Source organism: Streptococcus infantis (assembly GCF_021497965.1).
GTDB lineage: Bacteria > Bacillota > Bacilli > Lactobacillales > Streptococcaceae > Streptococcus > Streptococcus infantis_B.
In genome coordinates this window covers 1395562-1420733 of sequence record NZ_CP046525.1, presented here as the reverse complement: position 1 = coordinate 1420733, position 25172 = coordinate 1395562, and the positions used below count along the sequence as shown (strand labels likewise).

The window sequence follows — 25172 nt, the reverse complement described above, 5'->3', positions numbered from 1 at the left end:
AAGTGATGTCTATGTTTTAATACTTCTTGAGAGAAGTGACTTGGATTATGATAAGAGTAATCGCTCGGAAAGGAACCCATTAGACAATAAAAAGGAGGAAAAAATTCCTCCGATCATAGCATTTTTACGAGTCTTTTTATTTACCCAATTTTATTTTGGTGGTTTTCCTTCTTCCTCTCTTTTTTTCAAAATTTGAGAGATAATCTCTAATTTTTAGTAGGTAGTTTCTTTGATTTATTCATAGCACTCCTTTTAAATATTAGCTATTCATAATTTTGAACCTTTTTGCATAAAGCCGTTTATTTGGCTTTTTCAATCTCCCCGTGATGAAGTAGTATCCTCAGCAATTCATTTTGTAGCTGCTCTTACTAGATCTTGTTTTAATTCTTTAACTTCTCTTGCTTTTTGAGGAGGAGCATTTAACCTCACCCACGTTTGTCCAATCTGATTGTGGTCCTTTTTTCTTGGCAATTCCCAAATTCCTAAGGAAGTTGACAGACTTTCGTTTCAAATTGTGTTTTTTGTAGCCATAATTATTTCCCTTTTCTAAATATTTCTTGATTGACTTTAATTGTTTTTTTTTGATATAGGTGTATGAGAGAAGGCGCATGTTTAAGTTGAAATTGATTAACTCACCATCTATTGTGAATAGTGCATGGTCGTATGTATAAAATCCTTTTGAGTTAGGAGATTCTTCTCTAGATTTTGCAGCACATTCATAGTAAAACTCTTTTCCTTTTCGTAAAAGGATGTAGAATGTCCAAAATTCTTGATCAGGTAATAGAAAAAAATCTTCTCTATATATTTTCTTAAACATTAGTTTTCCAATAGGTCTTCGTAACCTAATGCTTGGTAGATAAAGTCAGAGTCAAACCAAAGCCAGTCATTAATTTGTACTTCGGTTGGGATTTCTCCGCTGAAAATTTCTTCACAGATAGTGGTTAAGTCATCCATTCCTCCTCGCTCTCGAACGGTATTTAATGTATCTAGGGCGCCAGCCCATGCTTTAAAGCCTTCAAGTGAGCTTAATTCTACTTTATATTCCATGTATAATTCCTCTCTATGTTTCATAATGTTTATTTGCTTTAATAAGATTTAGCATAGCATTCCCACGGTCTGTAATTTCTCCACTATTTTGTATCATTTTCATATACTCCGTCTGCATGATTTTATCCGCTTCATTCACGAGCGCTAAGGAGTTCGATACCTGATGGGTTAGCCAGCGAATAGTACGCTCAAAACTGTAAGGTTGTGGACTTGTTGATAGTTTTAAAGGCTCAACACCTCCAAAAAGTGTTTGCCATTTTTCGTCTGGTTTATAAGCTCCAAATTGATTAGTGCCATTATAGACTTGAATTTCTTTATTAACGATACCACGAGCAATTTCCCCAAGATCCACTCCATTGACATATTCCTCGATTGTACCTTGTGCTTTTTGGTCGGAAAAGCGAATTTCATAGCGATTCCAGATACCAAAAATCTCCAAGGATTCTTCCAAGGAGATGTTTTCCTGTTGAGCAAGTTCGTAGCGTTTTTCATAGAAGTTGAAGTAGAGTTGACTTTGACGGGAACCAAAATAAATAGATAGTCCGTGATTTGCTTCCATGTCGTCATTATTTGTAAAAGAACCTCCACCAGTCACATTCCATTTTTTAAGTGACTTTAGGACGATTTCTTTTGCGTATAGACGTTTTATTAACTCAGGGAGATGTATTTGTTCATCCTCTTTACCGAACCCCTTGTAGAGCTCGTCTAGGGCTATATCTAGTCGTTTAATGCGGCAATCCTCATAAGCATAAAGAAGATTTTGAAAGAATGTCTGCCAGGTTACTCCTTTATGTTCTAAAAGAACTTCCATCTCACGGCAACCTTGACCAGATAATTGAAGGCAAGCTTGAAAATCCTTTGTTTCGATTTTATCAAAGAAATCAAAGATCCAAATATTTCCTCGTTGCCAGAGATGAGTGTAATTCATGAGCCGTGTTTCTTGTTCTGTGAATTCAGTGAGATGACAATAGAGAAAGTTTTTACAAAAGCTTTCTAGATCTCGTAGGGATGGGAATGAAATTCTTACATAGTCAATTCTAGCACGCAGTCTATTTTCTTCATAATCTTTATGAAATCCCAATTTCTCTTTAAGATTTCGGAACTTTTCGATAGTTAAACCTCGTTCTCCGGATTCATAGGAACGGTAGGTTCTAGTTGGAAGATCAATAGCTTCTGCAAATTGTTTTTGACTCATTCCAGTTTCTTGACGAAATTTTTTAAGATTGAATGGGCTGATTTTATCCATTCATGAGTATACCTCCTTTTTTAGAGTGACACACTTTTTTGACGAAAGTTACACACTTCTTAAAATCTGTAAACTCAACTCCTATAAGGAATGAAGAGGGGTGGACGTGGCGTTTTTGCCAAATGTAACCCCCCTGTTAGAAACCGGGGGTTGAAGTTTCATCATGGACTAGGAACGTCGGTCTACGGTCTGCGCCTGACCTGTGGTCAGGCTTGCCCTTGCCCTTGTCCTAGCCCATGATGATTAATAATCGCTTCAACAGCTTTTGGATAAGATTTGCGTCCGTCCTCATCAAATTGTGAGAGTATTTCAAGAAGGAGTTTTTCTTGGAAAGATTCTACTAAAATAGCAGAGTCGGAACGTTCAAAAGTCATTCCTTCTTCCTCTAATAGATAGATTATTTTTCGTAGTGTTGTCATTTTTAAATTTTGCTCATCAGAAAAGTCTTTAAGGGTACGATTAGTAAATTTAAGTTCCATAACAGACTCCTGTGTATCTATTTTAGTTTTAGTTTGTGATTGGAATTCTTCAAAGACAGAGAACTCTTCTCCTTCAAATTCGATAACTGGTATTTGTGAGTAAGCTTCATAAAAGGAGAAACCTTGATCAAGTGGAATATAAGGTGAGAAAAATTCGCCTGCTAAATCACCGTTGTTAGCAATATAGCCTCGACCTTTAATACGGATTCCGTTGATTTCATCAAGTTTTTTAAACTCTTTTGATTTATTTGCATCTCCAAACATCATGTCATATCCTGTTGATTCTAAATGACCGACGGAGAGACGCTTCATAAAGTTGTCTCTAAGAGCTGTTTTGATAAATTCACCATCAGGTCGTTGCATTGCAAAAATAATGAATATGCCAGCTTGTCGGCCTTCTAGGACGAGTTGAGATAAGTATTCCATGAGTTCGGCTTGTTGGCTATAATCACGGTCTATTTTTGCCATGAGAGCTGCCCACTCGTCGACTAGAATGAATTTTGGTTTCATATCATAGTGCGTAAAGTTCTTACCAGCTTGAAACTTATGGGAAGAAGACATTAGTTTATAGCGCTTTTCCATAAACTCTACATTTTCTTTAAAACAGTTAATGATATCCTCTTTACTAGTATAAACTCGGTTATGAAAGACTGGTATCTTTTTTAAACCAGCTAAGTCAGAGTTTTTGGGATCACAAATATCAATAAAACCAATTTTAGCGAGTGCATAAATGATGGTCATGAGGACAACAGTTTTACCTCCACCGGTTCCACCGCCAATGAGAAGATGAGGCTCTTCAATAAAGTCCCAAGTCACATCTTTCATGAGTTGTAGTTTCGAACCTTTGACTATAACATTATCAATAGAAATACGACTATCAATACGATTGATGGCAATTTCATATTTGATAAAGCGTTTATCGAAAGTCTTATTTCGAAAATCTCCATTAAACATTACTTCAAGAGTGGAACCGAGGTTTAAGAAACGATCCTGAAATTTATTCCCTTCTAAGATGAAGCTAATTTCAATTCTATATGGTGATTGTTTTAGATATACTTGGGGAAGTTCAATCTTTTCACTAATCTTATTTTCTCGTTTAATTTTTTTTGATAGGTAGAGATTATTCTCCAATAAAAACCTAGATAAAATACGTAAGCTATTCATTTTTTGAAAGAAGAGTAACTTCTCGTAACAAAGCTGATTAATGAACCAAGCAAGAACAGAAGAACTAAAGAATACAGCGCCTATAAAATAAGCTTGTGGTAGGGGATGAATTTTTAATTCTTCTAGATGAATGTAAGTATAAAGGCTAATAGATAATAAAAAAGGAAACCACAGAATTAACCAAGTGATTCCCTTAATTTTTCGGTGAATGATTCGAACTCTTTGTCCTCGATAGGTAAAGAGTTTCATAATGTTTTACCTCCTAGTCTTGCTTTTTATGTTCTACAGATTTATTTTCCTTGGATGGTGTGCCTCCTGTTTTCTTCTTAATTTTAGAAGCAAATAATTTGAATATATCATTTCGATTTACGTGAGTATGCGTAATAACAATAACATCTAGTTCAATTTCTTCACGGTATTTTAGGCCAAGTTCTTCAATTTCAGATTCGGACATATCTGCAATAGTAAAAAAGAGTGTCTGATGTTGTACAGAAGAATGAATCGCAACAACAATACCACGAACTTCTCCGGTATTAATTTGAGCAAATGAACCGTCAGGGTTTCTTTGTGAACGATCCTCTTCAAAGATAATATCAGGTCCTTCAATACCCCTGAAAGTCAATTTTCCAAGGACTGCCGGGACGTCTAAACCATCAGTGATGACGCGATAAGTTTTGTCAGCAATTTGTAGTTTTTCTCCGTAGTTTAATCCAATTTTAGCCATTTAATTTTCTCCTTTATGTAATTATTTTTTCAATACTAGTTTTTCAGCAAAAACATTAAGTGCAGGTGCAACGGAATTTCCATTCAGAGAAGTATCTGATAGGAAGATGGGATTAACAACTTCTACAAGAGCATCTTCTGGGAAGACTGTGGTAGAAGCAGGTGTGATAACATGGAAGGAACCATGTGTTTCACTGTTTAGAATATGACGTTGATATTTACCTTCTTTTCCAAAGATAAAACGTGGGGCGTTTCCTAATTTTTCATAGTAAGCTGGGCCGATAAATTCTGGTTTCATTTTTAGTGTTTCTGGGATCATAAGTATTTTCCTTTCTGATTGTAAAATAAAAAGAGCTAAGCTAATTGCTTCACTCTTGAGTAATAATGAATAGAAAGTTTACGTTTAAACATTCTAGTATAAAAATGTACTTCACTTTGAGGAAATCCAGTAGCTATTGATTTTTTAGCTATTGTATTTAAATCACTGAGAGTTTGAGAATAAAGTTGAGCTTGTAGTTTCTCAGATGAACGAAACATTCTATCAGTGAAGATATAATTATTGTAGAGTCTTTTACATTGTGATGCGAAAAAAGTTTGTCATAGTTTTCTCCTTTATTGTTTAAGTAAAAAGCTACTAAGAAATTTTGAAGACTTAGTAGCTTGAGAGTTGGTCTATCTAATAAAGATAGACAGCAGTAAAGAAAAGTTATTTGGTTGGAAAGATTACTCTTTCCACGGTGGCAACGTTTAGCAAGGTGCTTTGCGTAAATTACCATCGCTTGCCCAGCCAATCGCAAAAGGTAGTCACTATCATACCTCATGGATTCTCTTACGCCCTTTGGCGAAGCCAGTTCACTTTACTATGCGGAAAAGTGCGAAAGTCCGAAATGCGTGGAAGCCCACAAAAATGTTTTATATCTTCACTTCAACCATAAAGAAGCTTGACTTTTCTTTCCAAAACATTTACAATAAAGGTACGAAGTTTATGTGTAGTTCTGATGATTAGTCTTCTGGTTGTCAGACGCACTTTTTATTAAATTTTCAAAGATCGTAATTTAGCCTTGAAGATAAGGTTATTATTTTCAATCGCTATACAACTATTAGTTGTTGATTATATTATACAACCAGCAGTTGTAAATGTCAACGATTTTCTGCTAAAATTTTTAAAAATTTTTTGAGGTCACATATGGAATTCGCAGAACGCTTGAAAACACTAAGGAAACGAGTAAAACTAACACAAGCTCAAATTGCTGAAAAACTTGATATTTCTCAACAGGCATACGCTGCATGGGAACGTGGAGTAAAGAAACCAACACAAGAAAATCTAGTTAAAATTGCACAGATTTTAAATGTGTCAGTAGATTACTTAGTTGGCAATTCAGAAAATAAAGATGATGATTTAGATAACATAGAATTACTATTCCGTATGAATTCAACGGGACTTACAGATGATGAGAAGAAAGTTTTCAAAAAAGAGTTGATTGAGTTTATGGAAGAGCGGAAAAAGGCGTTTGTGAAAGATACTGATTAATAAAGGAACTGTAATATGGAAAATTTTGAAATTGAACTACCTAAGATTGAGGATTTTGAAATTGACGTCAGAAAAAAGGAATTATATAATTATGACTTTCAATCATACTCCTTACTACCGTTGCAAAAAGAAGCTTCCTTAGTGATTGCTGATAAAATCAAAAATTACTTATTTGATCATGTTTCTGAAATCGAGTTATTAAAAAAACTCATTGAAGATAAAAATGATGTGGAACATGTTGCAAAATTATCAGAAGTAGCAAAAGAAAAATTAAAAACAGGTGAGTGGAGCTATGGGATTCGGAGAAAGACGGGTGAAACTTATGCGGTTATTAAAGATACGGCGTCTGGAAAGATTAAAAGTAGTGTAACACTAGAAGAAAGAGCTGTTCAAGAACTTGGGAATCTCCCAGAACTTTCTGCAATTCAAGGTCAGCTAGCTTCTATTTCTGAACAAATTGAATCGTTGAATGAGTTAGTCATCAGAGTCGAACAAGGTCAATACAATGATAGATTCTCTGGATTTTTTAGTTCAAGACAATTAATTATAGAGGCTTTGGCTACAAAAAATGAGCTATTGAAAAGAGATTTATTAGTTTCAGCAATAAAAGAAAATAATACTACTATTTCAAAATTGATGTTATCGATTTATACTGACAGTACTGATTTTACGAATTCTAAGCTCAAACCAAAAGATGCAGATAGGATTAGTAATTTACTTCAGCAATCATTTAGTTATTTATCATCAACATTGCAATTGAATGTCATAGCTTATACGTTGTTAGAAGAACAAGATTCAGTGATCGCTGTATTAAGTAATTACCAAGGATTTATGGAACAAACTTTATTAGAGCCAAAATATGATGGAAAAAGTTTAGCATGGAAGATTGATAATTTCTCAAAGGGGAACACAAGCTCATTTGAAAAATTAACTCAGAGTATAACTAGTAATGTTGATAGACTTCTTGATAATTCAGAGGAGTTATTAATAGAGGAAAAGAAAGATGGAATCAAAAAAAATTAAAATTTGTAAGTTCTTAAATTGTGATAAGGAGGTTTATACCCCACAGGCTCTGTTTTGTGGTGAACATGAAAGAACTTATAAGAATACTAGAAAATATATAGCAGCAGCAATTGTACCGTTAAGTGCTGTGCTCGGAAGTAAAATAGGTGGGAAACTAAAGAAATAAACTTATTTTTTCTACACTTTAAAATAGTTTAATTTAAAAGTTATTCAGTGGACAGCCGTCCACTTTTTTTGTATAATTTATTCAACCAATTTGGTTTAGTTTGTTACATTAAGACTCAAAGGAGGTAATGTTCGTTGGATGAATTGTATTTAAGAATAAGTAGCATTACAAAACAACGATTATATCAGTACATGAAAGATAATAATATTCCTCTACTAAAATATCATTTCAATTTATTTTTTTATCATTGTGTAAAGATGAATAAAATTCAAGTGATTAGTCATCATTTTACAAATCACAAGATTGAAGGTTTAACCATAATGGATGAGTATGGGATTAGTTTTTCTTATGAGAAGGATAACCCTAAAGTTAAACAGAATTTCACCCTATGTCATGAATTAGGCCATTTTGTTCTAAACCATAACGGTACATGTTTTACAGAATCTGTCGAAAATCAAGAAAGTTTACTAGAACGTGAGGCAAATATTTTTTCTGCTTTAGTGTTGATGCCAGATATTGTCTTATTATCTAAAATCTATTACAGTTGCGATAGTTTTCAGGAAGTACAAGAAAGTTTGGAGGTTTCCAAACAAGCTCTGTACTTTCGTTTGATAGATTTGTTACGAGTGTATTTTCCAAATGGGGAAGTTAAAATTAAACATGCTGTTAATGACTATCTGGAGACGAATAATTCTTCAATACGTAGTTTGTTTCATGAAATAAAACAACAATTAATTGATGAGTTCAATCAATATAGTGCTTCTCTAAAGGTTCAGACCCAAAATCGTATTTTTGAACAGGGATTTGTTTCAAGTCAGGAACTGCCAGAGTTAATTGACCAGAATAATTGGAAAGAATTAAGAGAAAGTATTGATAATTTAAAAATTTGGTTGATTTATAACAAAGGAAAATCAGTAGCATATGCGTGGGATAGTACAAAAATCTCAGATCAAGAAGCAAGAAGGAAAGCAGAATTACAATTACTATTAATGCAATGAAAGAGATAAGATTGTTCAATCAGATAAAATGAATACATATAGAAAATAGTTTATAAAAATAAAGAGTTAATGGATAAGAATTTCTTCAAAAGATAAATCAGTATTGTGATTATTTTGTAGAAGCTTTTTCAAAATGAGTATAGAAATAAAACAGAACTTATATTATAATTATATTTATAAAATAATTAACATCATAACAATAGGGGAGTTGAATATAAATGAAAAAAAGGTTACTTATTAACTTGGAATCCTAAATTTTGGAAGTGCGAAGATTACAACTTTTTAAAATACGTATGGCAGACGTAATAAAACATTTAGCGTTAATTTATTATTTTAATTTTAGCTAGTTTTATTGGCAAACTTTTCGCCGAATTTTAGTATATAACAGTTTTTGGGGAATCGCTCCTTATGGCTATTTCTTTATTAGTTGCCTTTTTATAATATTATGAAGATACTTCATATGTTTAAAGATAGATAAATAGGATTAGTTAAAAAGAGGTATACAATGTCAAATGATGAAAATTTTGAAATATCTATTCCTAGTGATAATGATGGATTTATTGTTTTAAAATGTCCAATTTGTAGTGAAAAATTTATGATTAAAATCCAAGATGTAAATGATGATAGCTTGATAGATGTTTGGTGTCCTAAGTGTGGGCTCAAAAGTGATAATTATTTAGATGATGATATAAATGACTTGGCAGAAAATATAATTCAAAACTATATTGCTGATTTATTAAATAATTTTTCAGAAGATCTGGAGAGGACATTCAGAAACAATAAGGACATACAATTTAAGGGTGGTAAAAAGATAGATAAGGAATCAGAAATGCCAATTGGAAGGAAAGTTGGAGACTTCGAAGAGAAAAGATATTTGTGTTGTGATAAAGTAGTAAAATTACGAACTATATCAAAATTCGAGGGTGGCTATTGTCCATTTTGTGGGGAGTTAGTAGATGGAGATTAATAAAAAAGAGCTTAGAAAAATTAGCAGAAGATTTAGAACGTTGGCTTCAAATGTGATGAATGCTTATTTCGGGGAACAGACTGATGCATTAATAGAATTTCTGGATTATATAAAAAAGACATCTTTGATATTTGATTATGTTGAGAGTTTATCTTATGATGTAGAGGGGTTAGAATCAGAACTTGATAGGATTAATTCCTCATATGGAAATGAAACTTTAAATTTGGGGACTGATAGCCGTAAAAGAACTTATCTTCTATATAGAGCATTTGACTATATTGCCCTTAAAAAGTTGTCTACAATTAATTTTGGATGGTACTATGCACATAGTAAAAAATATCAAGATATGGCGAAAGCATTTGGTGACAGATTGATTTATCCATTTGTTTTAGAAATTGAGGAGTATATTAAGGATATTGCGACAGATATGGGATTTGATAGTGATAGCTCATATAACATAACGATTAATAGTTCAGGGGTACAAGTTAATATAGCTGAACATGGAAGTACAGTCAACGCTGATCAGGTAAATATTATTAATAGCGAGGAATTCTCTAAAGCTATGGAGAATGTTGAAGATGCTATTGAAACATTAGAAAATAGCGAATCTAAATCAGTACTCAAGCAGAACTTGGAAATTATTAAAAATGAGATTCAAGAACCACAACCAAAGCAGACCATCTTGACTTCAGCTTTTAATACGATGAAATTTATCGCAACAACTGTTGCCTTGACACCAGATTTATTCGAAGGGATTAAGTTACTTGCTAAGATTATAGGAATAACAATATAAGAAAGTAGCGGCCGCTAAAACGATTTAGGTAACATATGCCCAATTAATTAAAATAGATTAAGTTTATTTTATATTGTAAGTCTATTTTAAATAGAGAGAAGAGAAAAATTGATTTCTGTAAATAATAATGTAAAACTATTAAATAGTATAGTAGGTATTGAAAGGGATTATTTGGATTACTTTGGTAAAGAGTTTGCTATTGATTATGAACATCTTTACAAAGATATTTTTGATGACAGACTGAGTAAGTTATGTTCTAGCATACACTATCAGTTGGTGAAGGGATTAAGAATATTAAATGATAGTATAAATGGTGGGAGACATTTCTGGGCTGAACCAAGTAGAAATTTGATAAAATCAATTTCACTATCAAACAGATTTGTCAACAACCTTAAGAATTCTGGTGAGAAAGTTAGAATTGTTGAATACTATGATAAAGTATTAAAAAAATGTAATAGTTTTCTATCGTCATCTGGTGGAAGCCCAGTACCAGATGATATGTCGGAAGTTGAAATATACTATGAGTTACCAATTTTTGAAGTATCGGATATTCTCGAGCTCCCGAATAACACTATACAACGGTTCCAATTGAAAACAGTTGGTGATGGTTCTTATGCTACTGTATTTAGTTTCTATGATGAAAATTACAACAAAACTTTTGCATTAAAACGTGCAAAAAAAACTATTCTATTCAAAGATTTAGAGCGATTTTATTTAGAATTTGATATAATGAAGCAGTTACATTCTCCGTATGTACTCGAAGTTTACTCTATTGATAAAACGAAAAATGAGTATGTTATGGAGTATGCTGACACTTCACTTTTTAAATATATAAAGACTCATAATCAGAAATTGACTTTTTCCGAGAGAATGAACCTAGGTTATCAAATAATAAAAGGATTTGAGTATCTAGCTAAAAAAGATATACTTCATAGAGATATATCACCTAATAATATTTTGATTAAAGAGTATGATGATGTAAAAATTATTAAAATTGCTGATTTGGGGAATGTAAAGTTAAGTAATAGCATGTTAACATCTCTAGATACAGAAATAAGAGGTGCATTTAATGATTATTCAGGACTCCAACGAGTTGGGTTTTGTAATTATAATTTTCATTTTGAAGGTTTTGCTTTGTCAAAATTATTGTACTTTGTCTTAACTGGAAGATATAAAGACTTTACAAAATTTGAATATAGTAATTTAGAGGAATTTATTAATAAGGGAACAAATCCAAATTTGAATCAAAGATTTAGTGATATAAATGAATTAAAGAGGGCATTTTCAAAAATAAAACCACCCTATTAAATAATGAACTGCACCCCAAAAGTTAGACAGAAAAAATCTAACTTTCGGGGTGTTTTTATTATGAAATTAACTTATGAAGATAAAGTTCAAATATATGAATTAAGAAAGCAAGGTCAATAGTTGAATAAACAGGGAAATGACTATATAATTGTTCTTAAAACAATATGAATTTATTAAAGGGGATGTAATGGAAAAGAAAGTAACAAATATTCCGTTGATGAGTTTTTGGCCAAATGTATATGATAGAATTTGTAACCAAACAAAGCTATTAGAATATAGACGAAGATTTCCAGACAACTGCAATTATGCGTATATGTATATTAGCTCACCTGTGAAGGCCATTTGTGGTATTGTATTTTTTGGAGAAAAGTATGATCTAGAGGATTGGAAAAAAGAATATTCTCACGATACAGAATTAGTAAAAAAAATTGATGAATATTTAAAAAAATATAGATATGCCTATGAAATTAAAGCTGTTCATAAAATAAAACCAATTACACTAGAAGAACTAAGAATAAATAATGAGGGATTCGTTGCACCACAATCATATTTACTTTTAAATAATTTTCCAAATCTTGCTAATTACATAAAATCTAAAGAAGAATTTATAGATAAAATCATAACGAACAATCTAGAAGATCTACTTCCCAATAATATTTGTTTATAAAAGAAGCTAAGGCTTCTTTTTTTGTTACTTATAGTGTGTAGACTTATAGTATTCTTTTGAGTATTATTGTTTTGAGGTGAAAGCGTTATGATTATAGATTTAAAACTAGTATTAGCAGAAAATGTAAAACATTATAGAAAAGAAGCAGGATTATCACAAGAAGATTTAGCATTCGATACAGGATTACACAGGACTTACATTAGTTCAATTGAAAGAGGTAAAAGGAATGTTTCTATTGAAAATGTTGCTAAGATTGCGGATGCTCTTCACAAAATGCCTTATCAATTACTATATTATCAAGTAGAGGGAGAAAAATGATGTTAAAAGAAAAAATAAACTTGAGGAGGGATTTATTCCTATTCCTACGTAATGTTTTAGATGAAAGCGATTTCGATGAAGGAGTAAAATCGGAAGAGATTGCAAGAAGAAATGCAAAAATAAAGGAAAAGTTCAGTAATATTACAGCAAAAACAGGTAGATATAATGTACCTGAAGAACTATTTCAAAAACGGACCCCTCGAAAAAATAGAGTTTTAATATCTTGGAAGAAAGTTAAGGAAAATAACTTAACAATGGAGCAATTAAATTCTTTTTCAGGTGGTGTTGTAATTGAGTTTGTTAATAATGATTTCTTTTTGGAACAAAACCAAACTGACCCCTTGTTTACAGAGTTAAAGAATAAATTAGGATCAGATGGTATTGTTTCTTCGATAATTTCAATTCGTTCAGAGGCAGGGTCTTCTTCGTCTGAAGAACAAAGAAATGCTTATGAGAAATTAATTCAAAATACTGAAGTAAATTATGAGGAGGAGGGGGAGAAAAAAATTGCTGTATTGAATCCAAAAAATCTCGAAAATTATTATTTGCGAAAGAAAGGTGGAGCTGGTGGGACAGGTAATGAAAAGTGGGAAGGTTTCCTTTATATTTCAATTAGAGGAGGTCAACAAGATACTATTATAAGCCACCATGGGAATATTACATTATTTAATCCAGCATGTGAATATGCTAGTAAAGAAGTTGGGGAAGACATTAACTTAGTTATGTGTTATTTTGCATTGAGAAGTATACGATCAAAAAGTAAACAAACTCCCATTTTTAATTCCCTTTTGGAAAGAACAAAAAATATATTAGCAAAAACTATCTATGAAACGCCAGAATTTAATGGAAATTTGTTAGATTATTGTGAAAATCATCCATCAATAAAATTTTCTGATGATGGTTATCTTTGTGACCCTATTCAAATGAAAAAAATTGAGATTAAAGATTTTTCAGTTGATGATAAAAATTTGCCAGAATCAATAGATTTTACACATAGCGAGGCAGTTTTCTATGAGAAGTATTACTGGGATAAAGGACGAAAACAGCTATTATCTCCCTCACGTCCGACAAATGTTTTTTGGTCAAAACACTTATCTAATATGATGCAACAGAATTTTACTTTAGAAAAATATTTCGAGGAGGAATATAGCAGAGTTACACGTAGGCAAAGGAGAAAATCATGAAAACAAAACAGCTGATTTTCACTAATCATTTTGAAGGTAAAGAGACTAGCTTAGAAGGCTATTTTCAAATGAATCAAGAAAATATACTTGAAAATTTCAAAGATGAACTAGTTTTTGATGCAATTCAATATTTAGCATTTTTATCTTTATCAAAAGAAATACAAGAAAAATTTGATAAAAAAAATTTGATAAAAAAACTTGAAGAGACTCAATGTGAGTTATCTACGGATGGGACTGAGAGATCATTTAAATCAATTATTGATGAATGCTCAGGAAGTGTCTGTAAAGGTGAATTAGTTGATTATTTTGACAAAATGCCAATTAAGCTAGACGATTTTATAGCTAATAACATATTAATTTTCTATGATAAAGATGGAGTTAGAATAAAAAATGGGAAAGTAAATAAAGTACAACATGCTGCTAATATTGTTGTTGCTAAAAAATCTCAGTATGAGCATCTAGAGAGATATAAGAAAATTAAAACCCTAATAAAAAAAGCAAAGAAACTAGTTACAGCAGAAAATAAAAAAGTTGGAACTAAAGTAAAAAATATTATTGATAAAACTAGCCCATATGATGTCCCAAAAGAATTATTTCAACAAAGAACACCAAGAACGGGTAGAGTGTTAATTTCTATAAAAACAGTAATAGACAGTGATTTAACAATAGATGAGTTAAACTACTTCAAAGGTGGTGTAGTAGTTGAATTTGTTAATGATGACTATGTAAAATATTCTAACAACACTGCAAATAGTGTAGTAGTTGAAGAATTGCTAAAAAGAATAGGTTCGGATGAGAATGTTTCCTCAATGATTTCATTTAGAAGTATAGATGGAAAATCATCTGGTGCTAATGCAAAAAAGAGTTATGAGGAGTTTATAAATTATTGGAGAAAAAAACCAATTAAAGTAAATAATCTTGATGTATCACCACAATTTGATGACGCTTCAAACTTAGATTTTAACCTTTACAGAATCATCAGGAAAGATAAATTCGAAAATGAGAATAGTGTTTTTTTTGGAAATGAAAAATGGACTGGTTTTCTATTTGTATCTATTAAGGGCGGGGAAAAAGATTCTATTTCGAGTCACACATTTAGAAAAGAAGAAAAGAACAGGGGATATCTATTTAATCCTGCTAGAGAATATGCTAACGGGGAAGTTTGTCAGGAAATATTATTAGTTTTGCTTTATTTTGTTTTACATTCATTTGATGAATCATTTAAAGACGAACAAAGGTCTTTAATTAAAGAAATAAGGGAAGTTCTATCAGAGATTTTCTACGAAGAAAATGGGAAGACAATGACCTTAGAAGAATATTGTGTAAATATATCTGGATGTATAGTTGATGACAAGCTGGTTGATCCATTAACAAAAGAAAAAATAAATTATCTTGATTTTTCTTATGAATTAGGACAAATAGCAAATATTTCAATAGGAGATTCCTATAAAACTGACTGGGATAGATCGATGGATGTTTCACACAATGAATCTGCTAAATTCCAGAAATTTTACGTGAATACCGACCTAAATAGAATTTTAACTGCAGCGCGTCCAACAAATTTATTCTGGTCGTTTCACACATCAAATATGATGCAACAAAACTTTACAATAGATCAGTTGTTAGAAGTTATTAGACATCTCAGTAGCAAATAAAAAAACAAGGAATATTATCCTTGTTTTTAATTTAAATTAAATAAAGTGTTGGTAGACTCTTCAATCTTTTGTACAGCTAAATTATAATAATCTTCATTAAGTTCAAATCCAATAGCTTTATATCCATTCTCCATCATGGAAATAATTGTTGTTCCACTACCTAAAAATGGATCTAATATATATCCGTTTTTATTTTTGATAAATGGATATATAATTTTCACCAATTCAATCGGATATGGAGCAGTGTGGCCAAATATATTATCTCCCTTTGAATTAATCTTTTTAACTGGATCAATTTTAACGATAGTTGTTTGGGATTTATAACTATTTGGTTGTTTTTGGAAAATCCAACAATGTTCGTATGCATTGACTGGTTTAAGATATCCACTTACATGATTTGAAGTAGAGTTTCGTTTGCTCTGGACTTCCCCTTTGTCCCAAATTATATTTCCTGTCAGGTTGAAACCAATAATAGAAAAGATGAATACAGAGTAAAAACCTAACATTTGCCGTCTTTTTGACATATTTGATTTTATATAGATATTGTCTTGTCCTACTATATCACCTATGTTATATATGTATGCAGCATCGTCTTCCAATACTTCGAAAATTGCTTTAGCATTTATCATCATATCAATTAAATAAAGAAGAAGATTAGGCCATTGGGAGTATTCCCGAGCATTGTAATACGGTGGAGAAGTGATTGCTCCTGTGATAGTATTAGCACTGGTAATTTCACTTATGAAAGGAATTAGATCACTAGAATTTCCATTTAGTATAATCGAGTCTTTAATCTTATTTTTGTTTAAAACTTTATAATTTTCTTTGAAATATATTTTATTAACTATTTTATCAAAGAGAGCCGTTAATTCTAATGAATTTACATAATCATTATTTGAAAAATCGTGATATACTATTTTTTGAACGGATCTGCCCAGGTAATTCTTCTTATTGTATGTACTGTTAATTAATTTGACAGTATCTGAGTCCCACGAATATAATTGAATTAAATCTTGAATTTCAATCTTTTTCGAATTGAGAATATCTCTTCTATAGTTTTTATAAATGTCATCAGAAATTTGATCATAATAACTATTTCGCTCAAGCATTATTTGTCTTTTTGCCGAGAATAGATCATATCTTTTTCCGCGCCCTATTTTACTTCGTGATGAGCAATATGGATTTTGACATTCAAAACTTTTATAAAGTAGACGTGGGTATGAGTTTCCTCGAACAATTTCTTCGTGACAAACTGGGCATTTTTTGGGGTTTTCATCTAATTCTACTTTTTGCATGATCAAAGCTTTTTGAGATCCATCAGACGATAATAATAAATCTTCAAAATGAAAACCGTAATCAACCCCATCGTAAAAAGCATTAATAGCAGAAATCAAATCATTATCTAAATCAATGTGGTTGTTTTCATCAATAAATTTTATCATTTCATCGATTCGATGTTTTTTATTACTTTTTTCAAAAACACTGAATTGGTGCTCTTTTTTGAAATGTTCCATAAAAATAGCAACCTCGGATACGGTTGACCACTTTATTTTATGTTTAGAAGTGTCTTTAAATAGAATAATCATATAGTGGAAATTAGAGAGATTATCATACTCATTCTTTATAATTTCGGCTATGTTATTAGCGGATAGTTGAGAATCTCCATCGATTTCTACGATAGAAAGTTGACTTTGATTATGCTGTAAATGTTGTAAGTATCTAATATAGTTATTTAAATCATTCCCTCTATTCAGATACATGGTATAAAATCGTGCTGATAAGGAATGGAGCATTTTTTCAGAGTTTCTTTGGAAACCTTCATTTACAGAGTGTAATGCTGATTCTAATAAATGGGAGGAATCTTTTAAATCCATAAAGGATAGTGAATCTATGTTCTCTGTACCGACGATATCCTCAATTATTTTATCGTCGATGTTATATCCAAGGATGGCTTTGCGTAATAGCTCTTTTTGAGTAGAGTTAATTTTGATTGAGTAATTTTTTTTAATTTCATTAATATCTTCAGTTATGTATTTATCTGCAATACGAGATGTATCCAGAAGTATAGTTTTTAGCTGTTCTTCTGACATTTTATGTCCTTCTTCTAAATTGTCATTAAGAAGATTGAGTAGTTCATTGAATTTCATGTCTAGCCTTTCTAAAAAGCAAGTAGTAAGTTCAATTATACCATAAAACAACTTCTATATGATTGATAAAATTAAGTAGAATTATTCTAAAAATAGCTGGAAAAGAATTTGTATGGTATAATGGGGCCAATATTTGAATGTTTTTTATCAATATTATTGAGATAAGATCTCGAAAGAATGATTTATACTTTCGATATGTATTAGAAAATTGAGAAGTGATTATTTATTATGAAAATTAAGCAATTATATGATTTCTTTAAAAATAAAAAAGATATAGACTGTCCATTAACTGAGGCACTTATGAGAGGAGGTTATATTCAAAAAGAAGGAACGGGCTATCGAATAGAACAAATAGATGATATGCCGTCACAATATATCCATTTAATGAATTATTGCGAAGATAAGATACGTAGAGGTGAAAACAAGGATTTTCCTAGGACTGTGCAATGTGGTGAATTGATATTTTGGATGGCTGAAGCTTCCAATGCTGTAAGATACGAGGAATTAGATGAGTTAAAGAATGAAATTCTCGAAAAATATAAGGATAGTCGTAGTGCTGGCAATATTAGAATACAAGATATTTGTTTTGATAAGATTATTTCTCTTATTGAATTTGAAATGTCACATAAATGATAAGGGATATGTGATCTTTTAAGATATAGTGAGCTCTCCATTCCAATAAAATGGTATATTGATTTAAAATACTTCCTCCCTGTCCAAATTTGGATAGGGTTTTTCATTATTAAAAACTCGAAGTAATGTGTCAACACTTGCTTTTAAATGGAATAGTTCAGCTTTCATATCGCTATGAGAGTGGTTATTTTCTATATAGTAACAATGGCGTTTGATATGCCATAATGCTTTTTGAATGTTATTTTCTTTTATATTTTTCATGGTTATATCATATCAAAAGAAATTATATGATTACTCTAGTAATTCTCAAATGATTAAAAACAACTCTGAACTGTCTATACAGATTATAAACAAGTATTTTAAAATGTTTTACGGATACAAAAAAAGAACACTCGAATGTAGTGTTCTTATGAATTAAGCAAAGTCTTCCCTAATTTTCGAGTATATTATTGATAGCCATATTTTTTTAAAGCTTCTTGATAAGCCTTGCTATCTTTTTTATAGTAGTCGTGTTTCATACCTGAAATATCTACAGTAAATACATCATCTTTAAAAGTATAACTTTTTGTAAGTTTAATGATATTTTCTCCTAATAATTGAATGGTTGATTTTTCTTTGTCTATAGTAAACCCTTCGGCCTCTCCATGTTTAATAGTTCCCATATCCCCAGATATAACAAAAGCTACTTCATTTCTATTTTCGTTTATCCAGTAATATTCTCCATCTAAGGAGTTATTTGATTGCTTAGAGCAGGCCATTAGCAAAAATGTAGACACAGACACCAATATCAATACGATTATTTTTTTCATTTTGCTTCCTCCTTTCAATATTATACCAGATAAATATCACAAGTATAATATAGATGTTGTCAGCTACTATTAAATATCTTTCGAGAAAATATACATTTTTCGGAAAGATAGTTTGAAAAACAAGGGGAAATTGATGATCTGTAACCAAAAAATTTTGTAACCAATATATTATCAATAATGTACTTTGTTTAAATAAATACTGATAAATATTATTAGATACTCATCTTTTATAAAACAGCCTTTATTCAAGTGAAAATTAAAAATTTTTTAAATTCATATTTTAGAAATAAAGGGACACTACATTGGTATATGAGTCCAATTCGATGATAGAATTTATTCAATGCTAGGTATTCTATTTTTTTAAGTTTCTTGAAGTCTGTTCTTCATTCATTACCAAATTTTCAATTTCTTTAGAATTACGAACTAATATTTTAATTTGGTTATTAATATAAGTAATCAAATCCTTAAAAGTCGCTTGATCCACAATCTTTTTATAATCATACAAATCAATTGATTTATCACTTTCATATTTATTCCAATTGTTTCTTCTTCTTGAAGGTGTGATTAAAAAATCATTTTTTTCGAAAGTGAAAAATAATTTCTTTGTTTTTAAATCTTCACAAATATCAATCAACTCCTCCTTGGATTTTCCAATACTCTTTTTAATGTTTAGTTTATGACGATATTGGTTTCCCTGAATTTGTATATCAAAACTTAGATATTCATTTATTTCATAATTATAACCAAAATAAAATCCTCCACTCATTCTATTAGAATAGGGTCTACCAATTCCGTTGTTACACTTAATTCTGTTTTTCATTTTTTCATATCTAATTTTATCTACTAAATCAACTAATCCTATATTTTTTAATTCTTTTCTCACAGATGGTTCTATATAATACTTTTCTAATTCCATATCAAGTTCGCTTGCATTTAATAGTTTAGATACTGCCGAAATATACCTTATGTAATCCTTTAGAAATTCCTTAAAGAGTAAATCATTAGTCTTCTTTGCTATTTTTGAGTAATATTTACTTAATTCATCGTAATTTTTCCAACACCATTTTTCTGGTAAGATATCCTTTTCAGGCTCTGTTAGAGATAGAAGAATATAGTACATATTACTATCCTTAGTTGTGTATTTTTCTAATTGTTCTCGTTCAGGTAATGATTTGAATTTGTTTTCTATAATTACTGTTATAGTTTGATTTCCGTTTGAAAGTATAATAGTTAAGTCTTTGTGTTTACTCTCCCTTTCTACACAAATGGTACGGTATGCTTTATAGTTTGGAACTACTCCCTCCAGTAACGAAAACGGTTCTTCTTTATACTTTTCAAGTACTCTTGCAAGTAAATTGCTGTGGTATAGCTCCATATTACTCATTGATAATTTATGATTTAGTGTTTGGTCAATTGCTTCAATATATGATTTCATAATATTTTCCTCCCACTTTATTATATCAACAAATATGCAGAAATGATATTATGAAATGAACTAACTCAAAAATTTAAAATATTTATACAGGTGGACGTTAATCGTCCATGCTAAGTGTTATAATGAAACTACTAAACAATTATGAACAATTATAGCAAAGGAGAAAAAGATGGTATTAAAGGATTTTAAAGACATTTATGAACAAGAATATAAAAAACTGAATGAGCAACAGAAAAAAGCAGTTGATGCTATAGAAGGACCAGTAATGGTTATTGCTGGTCCTGGTACAGGTAAAACTCAGATTCTTTCTCGTCGAGTAGCCAACATTTTGACAAAGGACAAGGCACATCCAGAAGAGATTGTCTGTTTAACATATACAGACGCGGGTGCATCTGAAATGTTGGATCGTCTTGAAGGATTAATCGGTGAAGAAGGGCGAAAAGTTAGAGTATCGACTATTCACTCTTTTTGTAGTGAGTTAATTTTGGAAAACTCAGATTTGTTTGGAAGACAACCAAAAGTAATTTCGACAGCTGTGAAGTATGAATTACTTAAAGAAATTATGGATGAGTATATAACGGAAAATAGCTCATTATATAAAAACAGTGGAGATCGTTATTCTTCTAAGAAGCAATTATTAGAACTATTTTAAAGGATGAAACGTCAAGGGTTGAATAAAGCTAAAATTGAAAAGAAAATTGAAGAATGCAAGGGGGGAAAAAAGTATCAACGATTACTTGATGGTGTATCCATTGTAGAAAAATATCGTGAAAAAATCCGAGAGCATAATTATTTCGATTTTGATGATATGATTCTGAAGACTATTAAAAAGTTGAAGAAAGATGAAGGATTTCAAAAAAGTGTATCTGAGTCTATAAAATATTTATTTGTGGATGAATTTCAGGATACTTCAGTTATTCAGTATGAACTCATAAAATTATTAGTAAAAGGGAAAGAGAAAGAGAAACTAAATATTTTTGTTGTAGGAGACGATGATCAAAGTATTTATCGTTTCCAAGGAGTAAGTGCAGATAATATTCAAGTTTTTGAAGAGGAGTATCAACCTACGAAAATAATCCTTGAAGAGAATTATCGTTCTTCCCAAGCTATCATTGATGCTTCTAGACAACTAATCAGTCATAACCCAAGAGAAGAGAAGCTTCTTGTTGCAGCTGGCGCTAACAAAGATTATGATTATCAATTGCCAATCTTAAAATCTTACCCAAATGCAGAAGCTGAGATGTTTGGTGTGTTGAACGAGATTAAAGAGTTGATTCATTCAGGTGTGTCTCCTAAGGAGATAGGAGTCATCTATGGAAGAAATTCCTATGGAGAAAAGTTTGCGAAGATTCTTCGTGATAATGGTATTTTCGTTCAAATGAAAAAAGAAGAGAAGAATTTATTTAAAGATTCCTTCTTCAAAAAAATACTAGCTATTTTAAAATATATTTGCCAACCATCAAGAAATGTTAGAGAACTTCGAAAAATTTTATATTTTGATTTCTTTGAGGTGGAAGTCTCAGAAATCGCAAAAATACGAAATCTCAAGAATGATGAAAAAATTTCTATTCCTTCAATGGCAGAAATTGATAAGAAATTAGAATCGATTCGTAAAAAGATTAGTAAATCGGAAAAATACTTATCACCTATGTATATCCTTAGCGAACTCTTAAAATCTTTAGGGATTGATGGCTATATCATGAAATCAAAAGAAAAATATCACTTGGTTTCTACTTTAAATACAATTTACGAGTTAATGTTAACGGAATGTATCCTCCACCCTAAATTAACTGTAAAAGAATTTTTGAATCAATTATCGTCTTTACAAGAAATGAAGGTTAGTCTACCCATTAAAGATATCTCGGGTTCTCCAAGTAACTGTGTTCAATTAATGACAGCTCATGGTTCCAAAGGACTGGAGTTTGAACATGTATTTATGATGAAATGTAATGATGGAAAACAAAAGAATACAAATTGGCCAGGAGGTGAAAATAATTCGGGTAGGTTCTCTTATCCACCAAGCTTAAATGGAAAAGCTAAGAATGAATCTCAACTGAAAGAAGAGGAGAATCGTCGCCTATTTTATGTTGCAATGACTCGGGCAAAGAAGGTACTCCATCTCTCTTATTCTGATGATTTCGATAAAACCCACTTTATTAGTGAATTTGAGAATTTTATTGATTCGGTAGAAGTAACAGAATCTTTTGAAGATTGTCAATCTGTAGAAAAAGTAGTAGTACCAAAATTTTCTAATGATGTTCTGAGTGAAATTTTAGGTGAATTAAGTTTAAGTGTTAGTACATTGAGTGACTTCCTTAAATGTCCTTTGAGTTTTTATTTCAATAAGGGATTAAAATTATCATCTGAAACAAACGAAGTTATGGTATTTGGTAGTATCATTCACGAAGTCTTAGAAAAAATATATAGTTCTAAGGATGATTCGCAAAGTTCGAAACTAACAGCAAAAACAGTTCTGTCTAAAGAAGAAGCTTTAGTATCATTTGAGACAATCTTAGATAAATCTTATCAACTATCTTCAGATAGAGTAAAGACGGATGTCTATGCAAGAGGTAAAGAGATTATTGAAAATCTCTACAAAAAATCTGGTTATCTCAAAGATGGTGTAATTGCAGTTGAGCAGCATATCAAAGGAATTAAGCTAGGTGATATTTTGAACACCAAAGTTGATCTATCAGAAGTATCTGATGTTGAGTTAAATGGGAAAATTGATAAAATTGAGTGTGAAGAAGGTATTATACGATTAATTGACTATAAAACAGGAGAAGCTGAAAATGCTAAAAAGAAATTAGTAGCTCCGAGTGAAAAAGAACCTCTCGGTGGTAACTACTGGCGCCAAGCTGTATTCTACTATATCCTCGTTACAAATGCTGATATCGATATCGATATTTCTAACAAAGAGATACTAGTTAAATATGTTTTTGTTGAGGATTCAACTAGTGAAGACGGTTTTTCTGAAACTGAAGATATACGAATCACTCAAAAGGAAGTTGATATAGTACTTGATCAGATTAAAGAGTCTATTATGAAAATTAAACAAGGTGATTTTAATTGTGGTTGTGGACTATTGAAAAAGAACAGAGATAATTACCCTTGCGACTACTGCCTCCAAGCATTCGATAATAGAGAACCTAAATTTGATAATACCGAAGCCTTAGAGGTTGCAACTTACCAACAAGCACGAGACAACTATAAGAGTTTAAGTGTTAGCAAATTGAATCGTTTCTTAAGTTGTCCGAAGAGTGTATATTTTGATGATGTTTTACAGTTATCTCAACCAGCTGGATTATCTGCAGGAACAAAAGAAAAGGCTGCAAAAGTAACAGTTAAGCATGCCCCAACTGGTCCTGTGTTTGGTACTGCAATTCACGAAACTATGGAACAAATCTATAAAGTAGATTTACAATTGGGGAAAGCAATTGAATACTACGATAATTCATTGCACTCACATCAAGAGGAAATCGTAGATACAATGTCCGTTGAAGAATTAAAAGAATATGGGCATCGCTTACTAACCAATCTTTTTAAACATTATATTCCTAACAGTTTAAAAGGGAAGAATGTCTGTTTAGAGAAAGAACTTCGTGTCAAATTAGGAGATAAGTACTCAATTAATGGGATTATAGATAAGTTAGAATTTGACGATGATCTGATTCGAGTAGTAGATTATAAGACAGGTTCTGCTCAGAGAGGTGTTGAAGAACTCGCAGTTGGACGTGATTATTGGCGCCAAGCCGTCTTCTATAATATTTTATTAGAAAATTTTTCTGAAATAGATACTACTGGTAAACGAATTGAAACGCAATATATTTTCCTAGATGATGATGATGCAAAAGAAGGCTACTCCATCCATACTGTAAATGTTACAAAAGAGGATATGGATATAGTTCGTACTCAGATTCAAGAATTCTATGATAAAGTAAATGTAGCTGATTTTACTGGTGGTTGTGGTAAGGATGATTGTGATTATTGTCGATTGGGAGAATTTGTAGATTTTCAATTATTGAAAGAGAATTTAGAATCGCAGTCAAATAAGAAAAATTAGATAATGGCTAGAGAGTTAGGAGAATAAATGAGTCGAGAAATTGCAGCAATTTTTGATATTGATGGGACTATTTTTAGAGATTCACTTCTTCTTCATCATATGGAGAAGTGTATTGCATATGATGTTTTTCCAATATCAGTAGAGATGGAACTAAAACCTCATAAAAATGCTTGGCAAAATCGAGAACTAGACTACGATGATTATCTGTATACAGCATCGAAATTGTATACAAAATATATATCTAATAAGGATATTCTAGATGTTGAGTTTGTGGCTAAAAAAGTGATTGAAAAAGAAAGTAAGAAGCTCTATCGTTTTACACGCGATCGTATTAAATGGCACAAAGAACAGGGACATAAGATTATCTTTATTTCTGGTTCCCCGGATTTTCTAGTTGAAAAAATGGCGGAAAAATTAGGAGCTGATTTATGGTTTGCATCTCAATACTTAAATGATGGCAACAAGTATAGTGGAGAAGTAATTCCAATGTGGGATGCTGATTCTAAAAAGAAAATTCTAGAGAGACTGCCTTTTGATTTAGATAATTCTTATTCTTATGGGGATACGACAGGTGACTTTACGATGCTTCAAATGACTGGTCATCCAACAGCTATAAATCCAAATCAAAAGTTATTGGATAAACTAAAGAAAGAGGGGGTAGCATGTAATATTGTTGTTGAACGTAAAGATGTTATTTATTCGATAAATGATATTAGTTAAGTGTAAATTTTAAAGTATAGAAGGAGGATAATATGGAAGTTGATCGTTACTGTAATGAATGTCTAGGGTACTATAGTTATGATGTCGATGAAACAG

Annotated in this window: 23 protein-coding genes and 1 pseudogene; 14 read left to right on the top strand and 10 right to left on the bottom strand. The window is 31.2% G+C overall.

Going from position 1 to position 25172, the window contains the following annotated elements:
- Positions 1 to 388: 388 nt before the first annotated feature.
- From GOM46_RS07020 to GOM46_RS06995, 6 genes are all read right to left on the bottom strand, one after another.
- The gene (locus tag GOM46_RS07020) at positions 389 to 817 is read right to left on the bottom strand and encodes a conjugal transfer protein (RefSeq protein ID WP_235083422.1); all 429 of its coding nucleotides are present in this window, start codon (positions 815 to 817) and stop codon (positions 389 to 391) included.
- On the bottom strand, positions 817 to 1047 hold the full coding sequence (locus GOM46_RS07015; protein ID WP_235083421.1) for a hypothetical protein: 231 nt from the start codon (positions 1045 to 1047) through the stop codon (positions 817 to 819). Before GOM46_RS07015 ends, GOM46_RS07020 begins: the two co-directional genes overlap by 1 nt.
- Before the next feature lie 13 nt (positions 1048 to 1060).
- Positions 1061 to 2293: a replication initiation factor domain-containing protein gene (locus GOM46_RS07010; protein ID WP_235083420.1), complete on the bottom strand. Its 1233-nt coding sequence runs from the start codon at positions 2291 to 2293 to the stop codon at positions 1061 to 1063.
- A 206-nt stretch (positions 2294 to 2499) separates the two neighbouring features.
- A complete protein-coding gene (locus GOM46_RS07005) occupies positions 2500 to 4185 on the bottom strand; it encodes an FtsK/SpoIIIE domain-containing protein (protein WP_235083419.1) in 1686 nt (561 codons plus the stop codon).
- A gap of 13 nt (positions 4186 to 4198) precedes the next feature.
- On the bottom strand, positions 4199 to 4660 hold the full coding sequence (locus GOM46_RS07000; RefSeq protein ID WP_235083418.1) for a conjugal transfer protein: 462 nt from the start codon (positions 4658 to 4660) through the stop codon (positions 4199 to 4201).
- Between the two features lie 21 nt (positions 4661 to 4681).
- Positions 4682 to 4978, bottom strand: a complete 297-nt coding sequence (locus tag GOM46_RS06995; protein ID WP_000611951.1) for a hypothetical protein — start codon at positions 4976 to 4978, stop codon at positions 4682 to 4684.
- 867 nt (positions 4979 to 5845) lie between these two features.
- Between GOM46_RS06995 and GOM46_RS06990 the strand changes: the two genes are divergently transcribed.
- The 11 genes from GOM46_RS06990 to GOM46_RS06940 all read left to right on the top strand — a co-directional run bounded on the left by GOM46_RS06990 (position 5846) and on the right by GOM46_RS06940 (position 15269).
- The gene (locus GOM46_RS06990) at positions 5846 to 6190 is read left to right on the top strand and encodes a helix-turn-helix domain-containing protein (RefSeq protein WP_235083417.1); all 345 of its coding nucleotides are present in this window, start codon (positions 5846 to 5848) and stop codon (positions 6188 to 6190) included.
- A gap of 15 nt (positions 6191 to 6205) precedes the next feature.
- Positions 6206 to 7213, top strand: coding sequence for a hypothetical protein (locus GOM46_RS06985; protein WP_235083416.1), 1008 nt, complete (start codon positions 6206 to 6208; stop codon positions 7211 to 7213).
- Complete coding sequence (locus tag GOM46_RS06980; protein WP_235083415.1) at positions 7194 to 7379, top strand: hypothetical protein; 186 nt, start codon at positions 7194 to 7196, stop codon at positions 7377 to 7379. The genes GOM46_RS06985 and GOM46_RS06980 overlap by 20 nt, the downstream gene beginning before the upstream one ends.
- A gap of 134 nt (positions 7380 to 7513) precedes the next feature.
- On the top strand, positions 7514 to 8377 hold the full coding sequence (locus GOM46_RS06975) for an ImmA/IrrE family metallo-endopeptidase (protein WP_235083414.1): 864 nt from the start codon (positions 7514 to 7516) through the stop codon (positions 8375 to 8377).
- A gap of 505 nt (positions 8378 to 8882) precedes the next feature.
- Positions 8883 to 9344 carry a TFIIB-type zinc ribbon-containing protein gene (locus GOM46_RS06970; RefSeq protein ID WP_235083413.1) on the top strand — a complete coding sequence of 154 codons (462 nt, stop codon included), beginning with the start codon at positions 8883 to 8885 and terminating at the stop codon, positions 9342 to 9344.
- The gene (locus tag GOM46_RS06965; protein WP_235083412.1) at positions 9334 to 10137 is read left to right on the top strand and encodes a conjugal transfer protein; all 804 of its coding nucleotides are present in this window, start codon (positions 9334 to 9336) and stop codon (positions 10135 to 10137) included. The genes GOM46_RS06970 and GOM46_RS06965 overlap by 11 nt, the downstream gene beginning before the upstream one ends.
- Positions 10138 to 10245: 108 nt before the next feature.
- Positions 10246 to 11445 (top strand): protein kinase family protein, encoded by a 1200-nt coding sequence (locus tag GOM46_RS06960; RefSeq protein ID WP_235083411.1) that lies wholly within the window; start codon positions 10246 to 10248, stop codon positions 11443 to 11445.
- Positions 11446 to 11632: 187 nt separating this feature from the next.
- Positions 11633 to 12112 carry a hypothetical protein gene (locus tag GOM46_RS06955; RefSeq protein ID WP_235083410.1) on the top strand — a complete coding sequence of 160 codons (480 nt, stop codon included), beginning with the start codon at positions 11633 to 11635 and terminating at the stop codon, positions 12110 to 12112.
- Between the two features lie 87 nt (positions 12113 to 12199).
- Positions 12200 to 12430, top strand: a complete 231-nt coding sequence (locus GOM46_RS06950; protein ID WP_235083409.1) for a helix-turn-helix domain-containing protein — start codon at positions 12200 to 12202, stop codon at positions 12428 to 12430.
- Complete coding sequence (locus GOM46_RS06945) at positions 12430 to 13614, top strand: hypothetical protein (protein WP_235083408.1); 1185 nt, start codon at positions 12430 to 12432, stop codon at positions 13612 to 13614. Before GOM46_RS06950 ends, GOM46_RS06945 begins: the two co-directional genes overlap by 1 nt.
- Positions 13611 to 15269 carry a hypothetical protein gene (locus GOM46_RS06940; protein WP_235083407.1) on the top strand — a complete coding sequence of 553 codons (1659 nt, stop codon included), beginning with the start codon at positions 13611 to 13613 and terminating at the stop codon, positions 15267 to 15269. The genes GOM46_RS06945 and GOM46_RS06940 overlap by 4 nt, the downstream gene beginning before the upstream one ends.
- A 26-nt stretch (positions 15270 to 15295) precedes the next feature.
- Here GOM46_RS06940 and GOM46_RS06935 read toward each other — a convergent pair whose 3' ends face one another.
- Positions 15296 to 17416: a DNA-methyltransferase gene (locus GOM46_RS06935; RefSeq protein WP_235083406.1), complete on the bottom strand. Its 2121-nt coding sequence runs from the start codon at positions 17414 to 17416 to the stop codon at positions 15296 to 15298.
- A gap of 228 nt (positions 17417 to 17644) precedes the next feature.
- On the opposite strand from GOM46_RS06935, the gene GOM46_RS06930 reads away from it, so the two are divergent.
- Positions 17645 to 18049 carry a hypothetical protein gene (locus tag GOM46_RS06930; protein ID WP_235083405.1) on the top strand — a complete coding sequence of 135 codons (405 nt, stop codon included), beginning with the start codon at positions 17645 to 17647 and terminating at the stop codon, positions 18047 to 18049.
- A gap of 63 nt (positions 18050 to 18112) precedes the next feature.
- On the opposite strand, the gene GOM46_RS06925 is transcribed toward GOM46_RS06930, so the two are convergent.
- The 3 genes from GOM46_RS06925 to GOM46_RS06915 form a co-directional block, all read right to left on the bottom strand.
- Complete coding sequence (locus GOM46_RS06925; protein ID WP_235083404.1) at positions 18113 to 18310, bottom strand: hypothetical protein; 198 nt, start codon at positions 18308 to 18310, stop codon at positions 18113 to 18115.
- A gap of 185 nt (positions 18311 to 18495) precedes the next feature.
- Positions 18496 to 18858: a hypothetical protein gene (locus tag GOM46_RS06920; RefSeq protein ID WP_235083403.1), complete on the bottom strand. Its 363-nt coding sequence runs from the start codon at positions 18856 to 18858 to the stop codon at positions 18496 to 18498.
- A gap of 352 nt (positions 18859 to 19210) precedes the next feature.
- Entirely contained in the window at positions 19211 to 20293 is a 1083-nt protein-coding gene (locus GOM46_RS06915) for a PD-(D/E)XK nuclease family protein (RefSeq protein WP_235083402.1), read from the bottom strand.
- Positions 20294 to 20462: 169 nt separating this feature from the next.
- On the opposite strand from GOM46_RS06915, the pseudogene GOM46_RS08475 reads away from it, so the two are divergent.
- Positions 20463 to 24356, top strand: a pseudogene (locus GOM46_RS08475) (ATP-dependent helicase).
- 27 nt (positions 24357 to 24383) lie between these two features.
- Entirely contained in the window at positions 24384 to 25076 is a 693-nt protein-coding gene (locus GOM46_RS06900) for an HAD family hydrolase (RefSeq protein WP_049496097.1), read from the top strand.
- Positions 25077 to 25172: the final 96 nt, after the last annotated feature.

Bases quoted from the DNA above. Each gene is read 5' to 3' on its own strand.
- GOM46_RS07020 (WP_235083422.1), bottom strand. From the start codon at position 817: ATGTTTAAGAAAATATATAGAGAAGATTTTTTTCTATTACCTGATCAA.
- GOM46_RS07015 (WP_235083421.1), bottom strand. From the start codon at position 1,047: ATGGAATATAAAGTAGAATTAAGCTCACTTGAAGGCTTTAAAGCATGG.
- GOM46_RS07010 (WP_235083420.1), bottom strand. From the start codon at position 2,293: ATGGATAAAATCAGCCCATTCAATCTTAAAAAATTTCGTCAAGAAACT.
- GOM46_RS07005 (WP_235083419.1), bottom strand. From the start codon at position 4,185: ATGAAACTCTTTACCTATCGAGGACAAAGAGTTCGAATCATTCACCGA.
- GOM46_RS07000 (WP_235083418.1), bottom strand. From the start codon at position 4,660: ATGGCTAAAATTGGATTAAACTACGGAGAAAAACTACAAATTGCTGAC.
- GOM46_RS06995 (WP_000611951.1), bottom strand. From the start codon at position 4,978: ATGATCCCAGAAACACTAAAAATGAAACCAGAATTTATCGGCCCAGCT.
- GOM46_RS06990 (WP_235083417.1), top strand. From the start codon at position 5,846: ATGGAATTCGCAGAACGCTTGAAAACACTAAGGAAACGAGTAAAACTA.
- GOM46_RS06985 (WP_235083416.1), top strand. From the start codon at position 6,206: ATGGAAAATTTTGAAATTGAACTACCTAAGATTGAGGATTTTGAAATT.
- GOM46_RS06980 (WP_235083415.1), top strand. From the start codon at position 7,194: ATGGAATCAAAAAAAATTAAAATTTGTAAGTTCTTAAATTGTGATAAG.
- GOM46_RS06970 (WP_235083413.1), top strand. From the start codon at position 8,883: ATGTCAAATGATGAAAATTTTGAAATATCTATTCCTAGTGATAATGAT.
- GOM46_RS06965 (WP_235083412.1), top strand. From the start codon at position 9,334: ATGGAGATTAATAAAAAAGAGCTTAGAAAAATTAGCAGAAGATTTAGA.
- GOM46_RS06955 (WP_235083410.1), top strand. From the start codon at position 11,633: ATGGAAAAGAAAGTAACAAATATTCCGTTGATGAGTTTTTGGCCAAAT.
- GOM46_RS06950 (WP_235083409.1), top strand. From the start codon at position 12,200: ATGATTATAGATTTAAAACTAGTATTAGCAGAAAATGTAAAACATTAT.
- GOM46_RS06945 (WP_235083408.1), top strand. From the start codon at position 12,430: ATGTTAAAAGAAAAAATAAACTTGAGGAGGGATTTATTCCTATTCCTA.
- GOM46_RS06940 (WP_235083407.1), top strand. From the start codon at position 13,611: ATGAAAACAAAACAGCTGATTTTCACTAATCATTTTGAAGGTAAAGAG.
- GOM46_RS06935 (WP_235083406.1), bottom strand. From the start codon at position 17,416: ATGAAATTCAATGAACTACTCAATCTTCTTAATGACAATTTAGAAGAA.
- GOM46_RS06930 (WP_235083405.1), top strand. From the start codon at position 17,645: ATGAAAATTAAGCAATTATATGATTTCTTTAAAAATAAAAAAGATATA.
- GOM46_RS06925 (WP_235083404.1), bottom strand. From the start codon at position 18,310: ATGAAAAATATAAAAGAAAATAACATTCAAAAAGCATTATGGCATATC.
- GOM46_RS06920 (WP_235083403.1), bottom strand. From the start codon at position 18,858: ATGAAAAAAATAATCGTATTGATATTGGTGTCTGTGTCTACATTTTTG.
- GOM46_RS06915 (WP_235083402.1), bottom strand. From the start codon at position 20,293: ATGAAATCATATATTGAAGCAATTGACCAAACACTAAATCATAAATTA.
- GOM46_RS06900 (WP_049496097.1), top strand. From the start codon at position 24,384: ATGAGTCGAGAAATTGCAGCAATTTTTGATATTGATGGGACTATTTTT.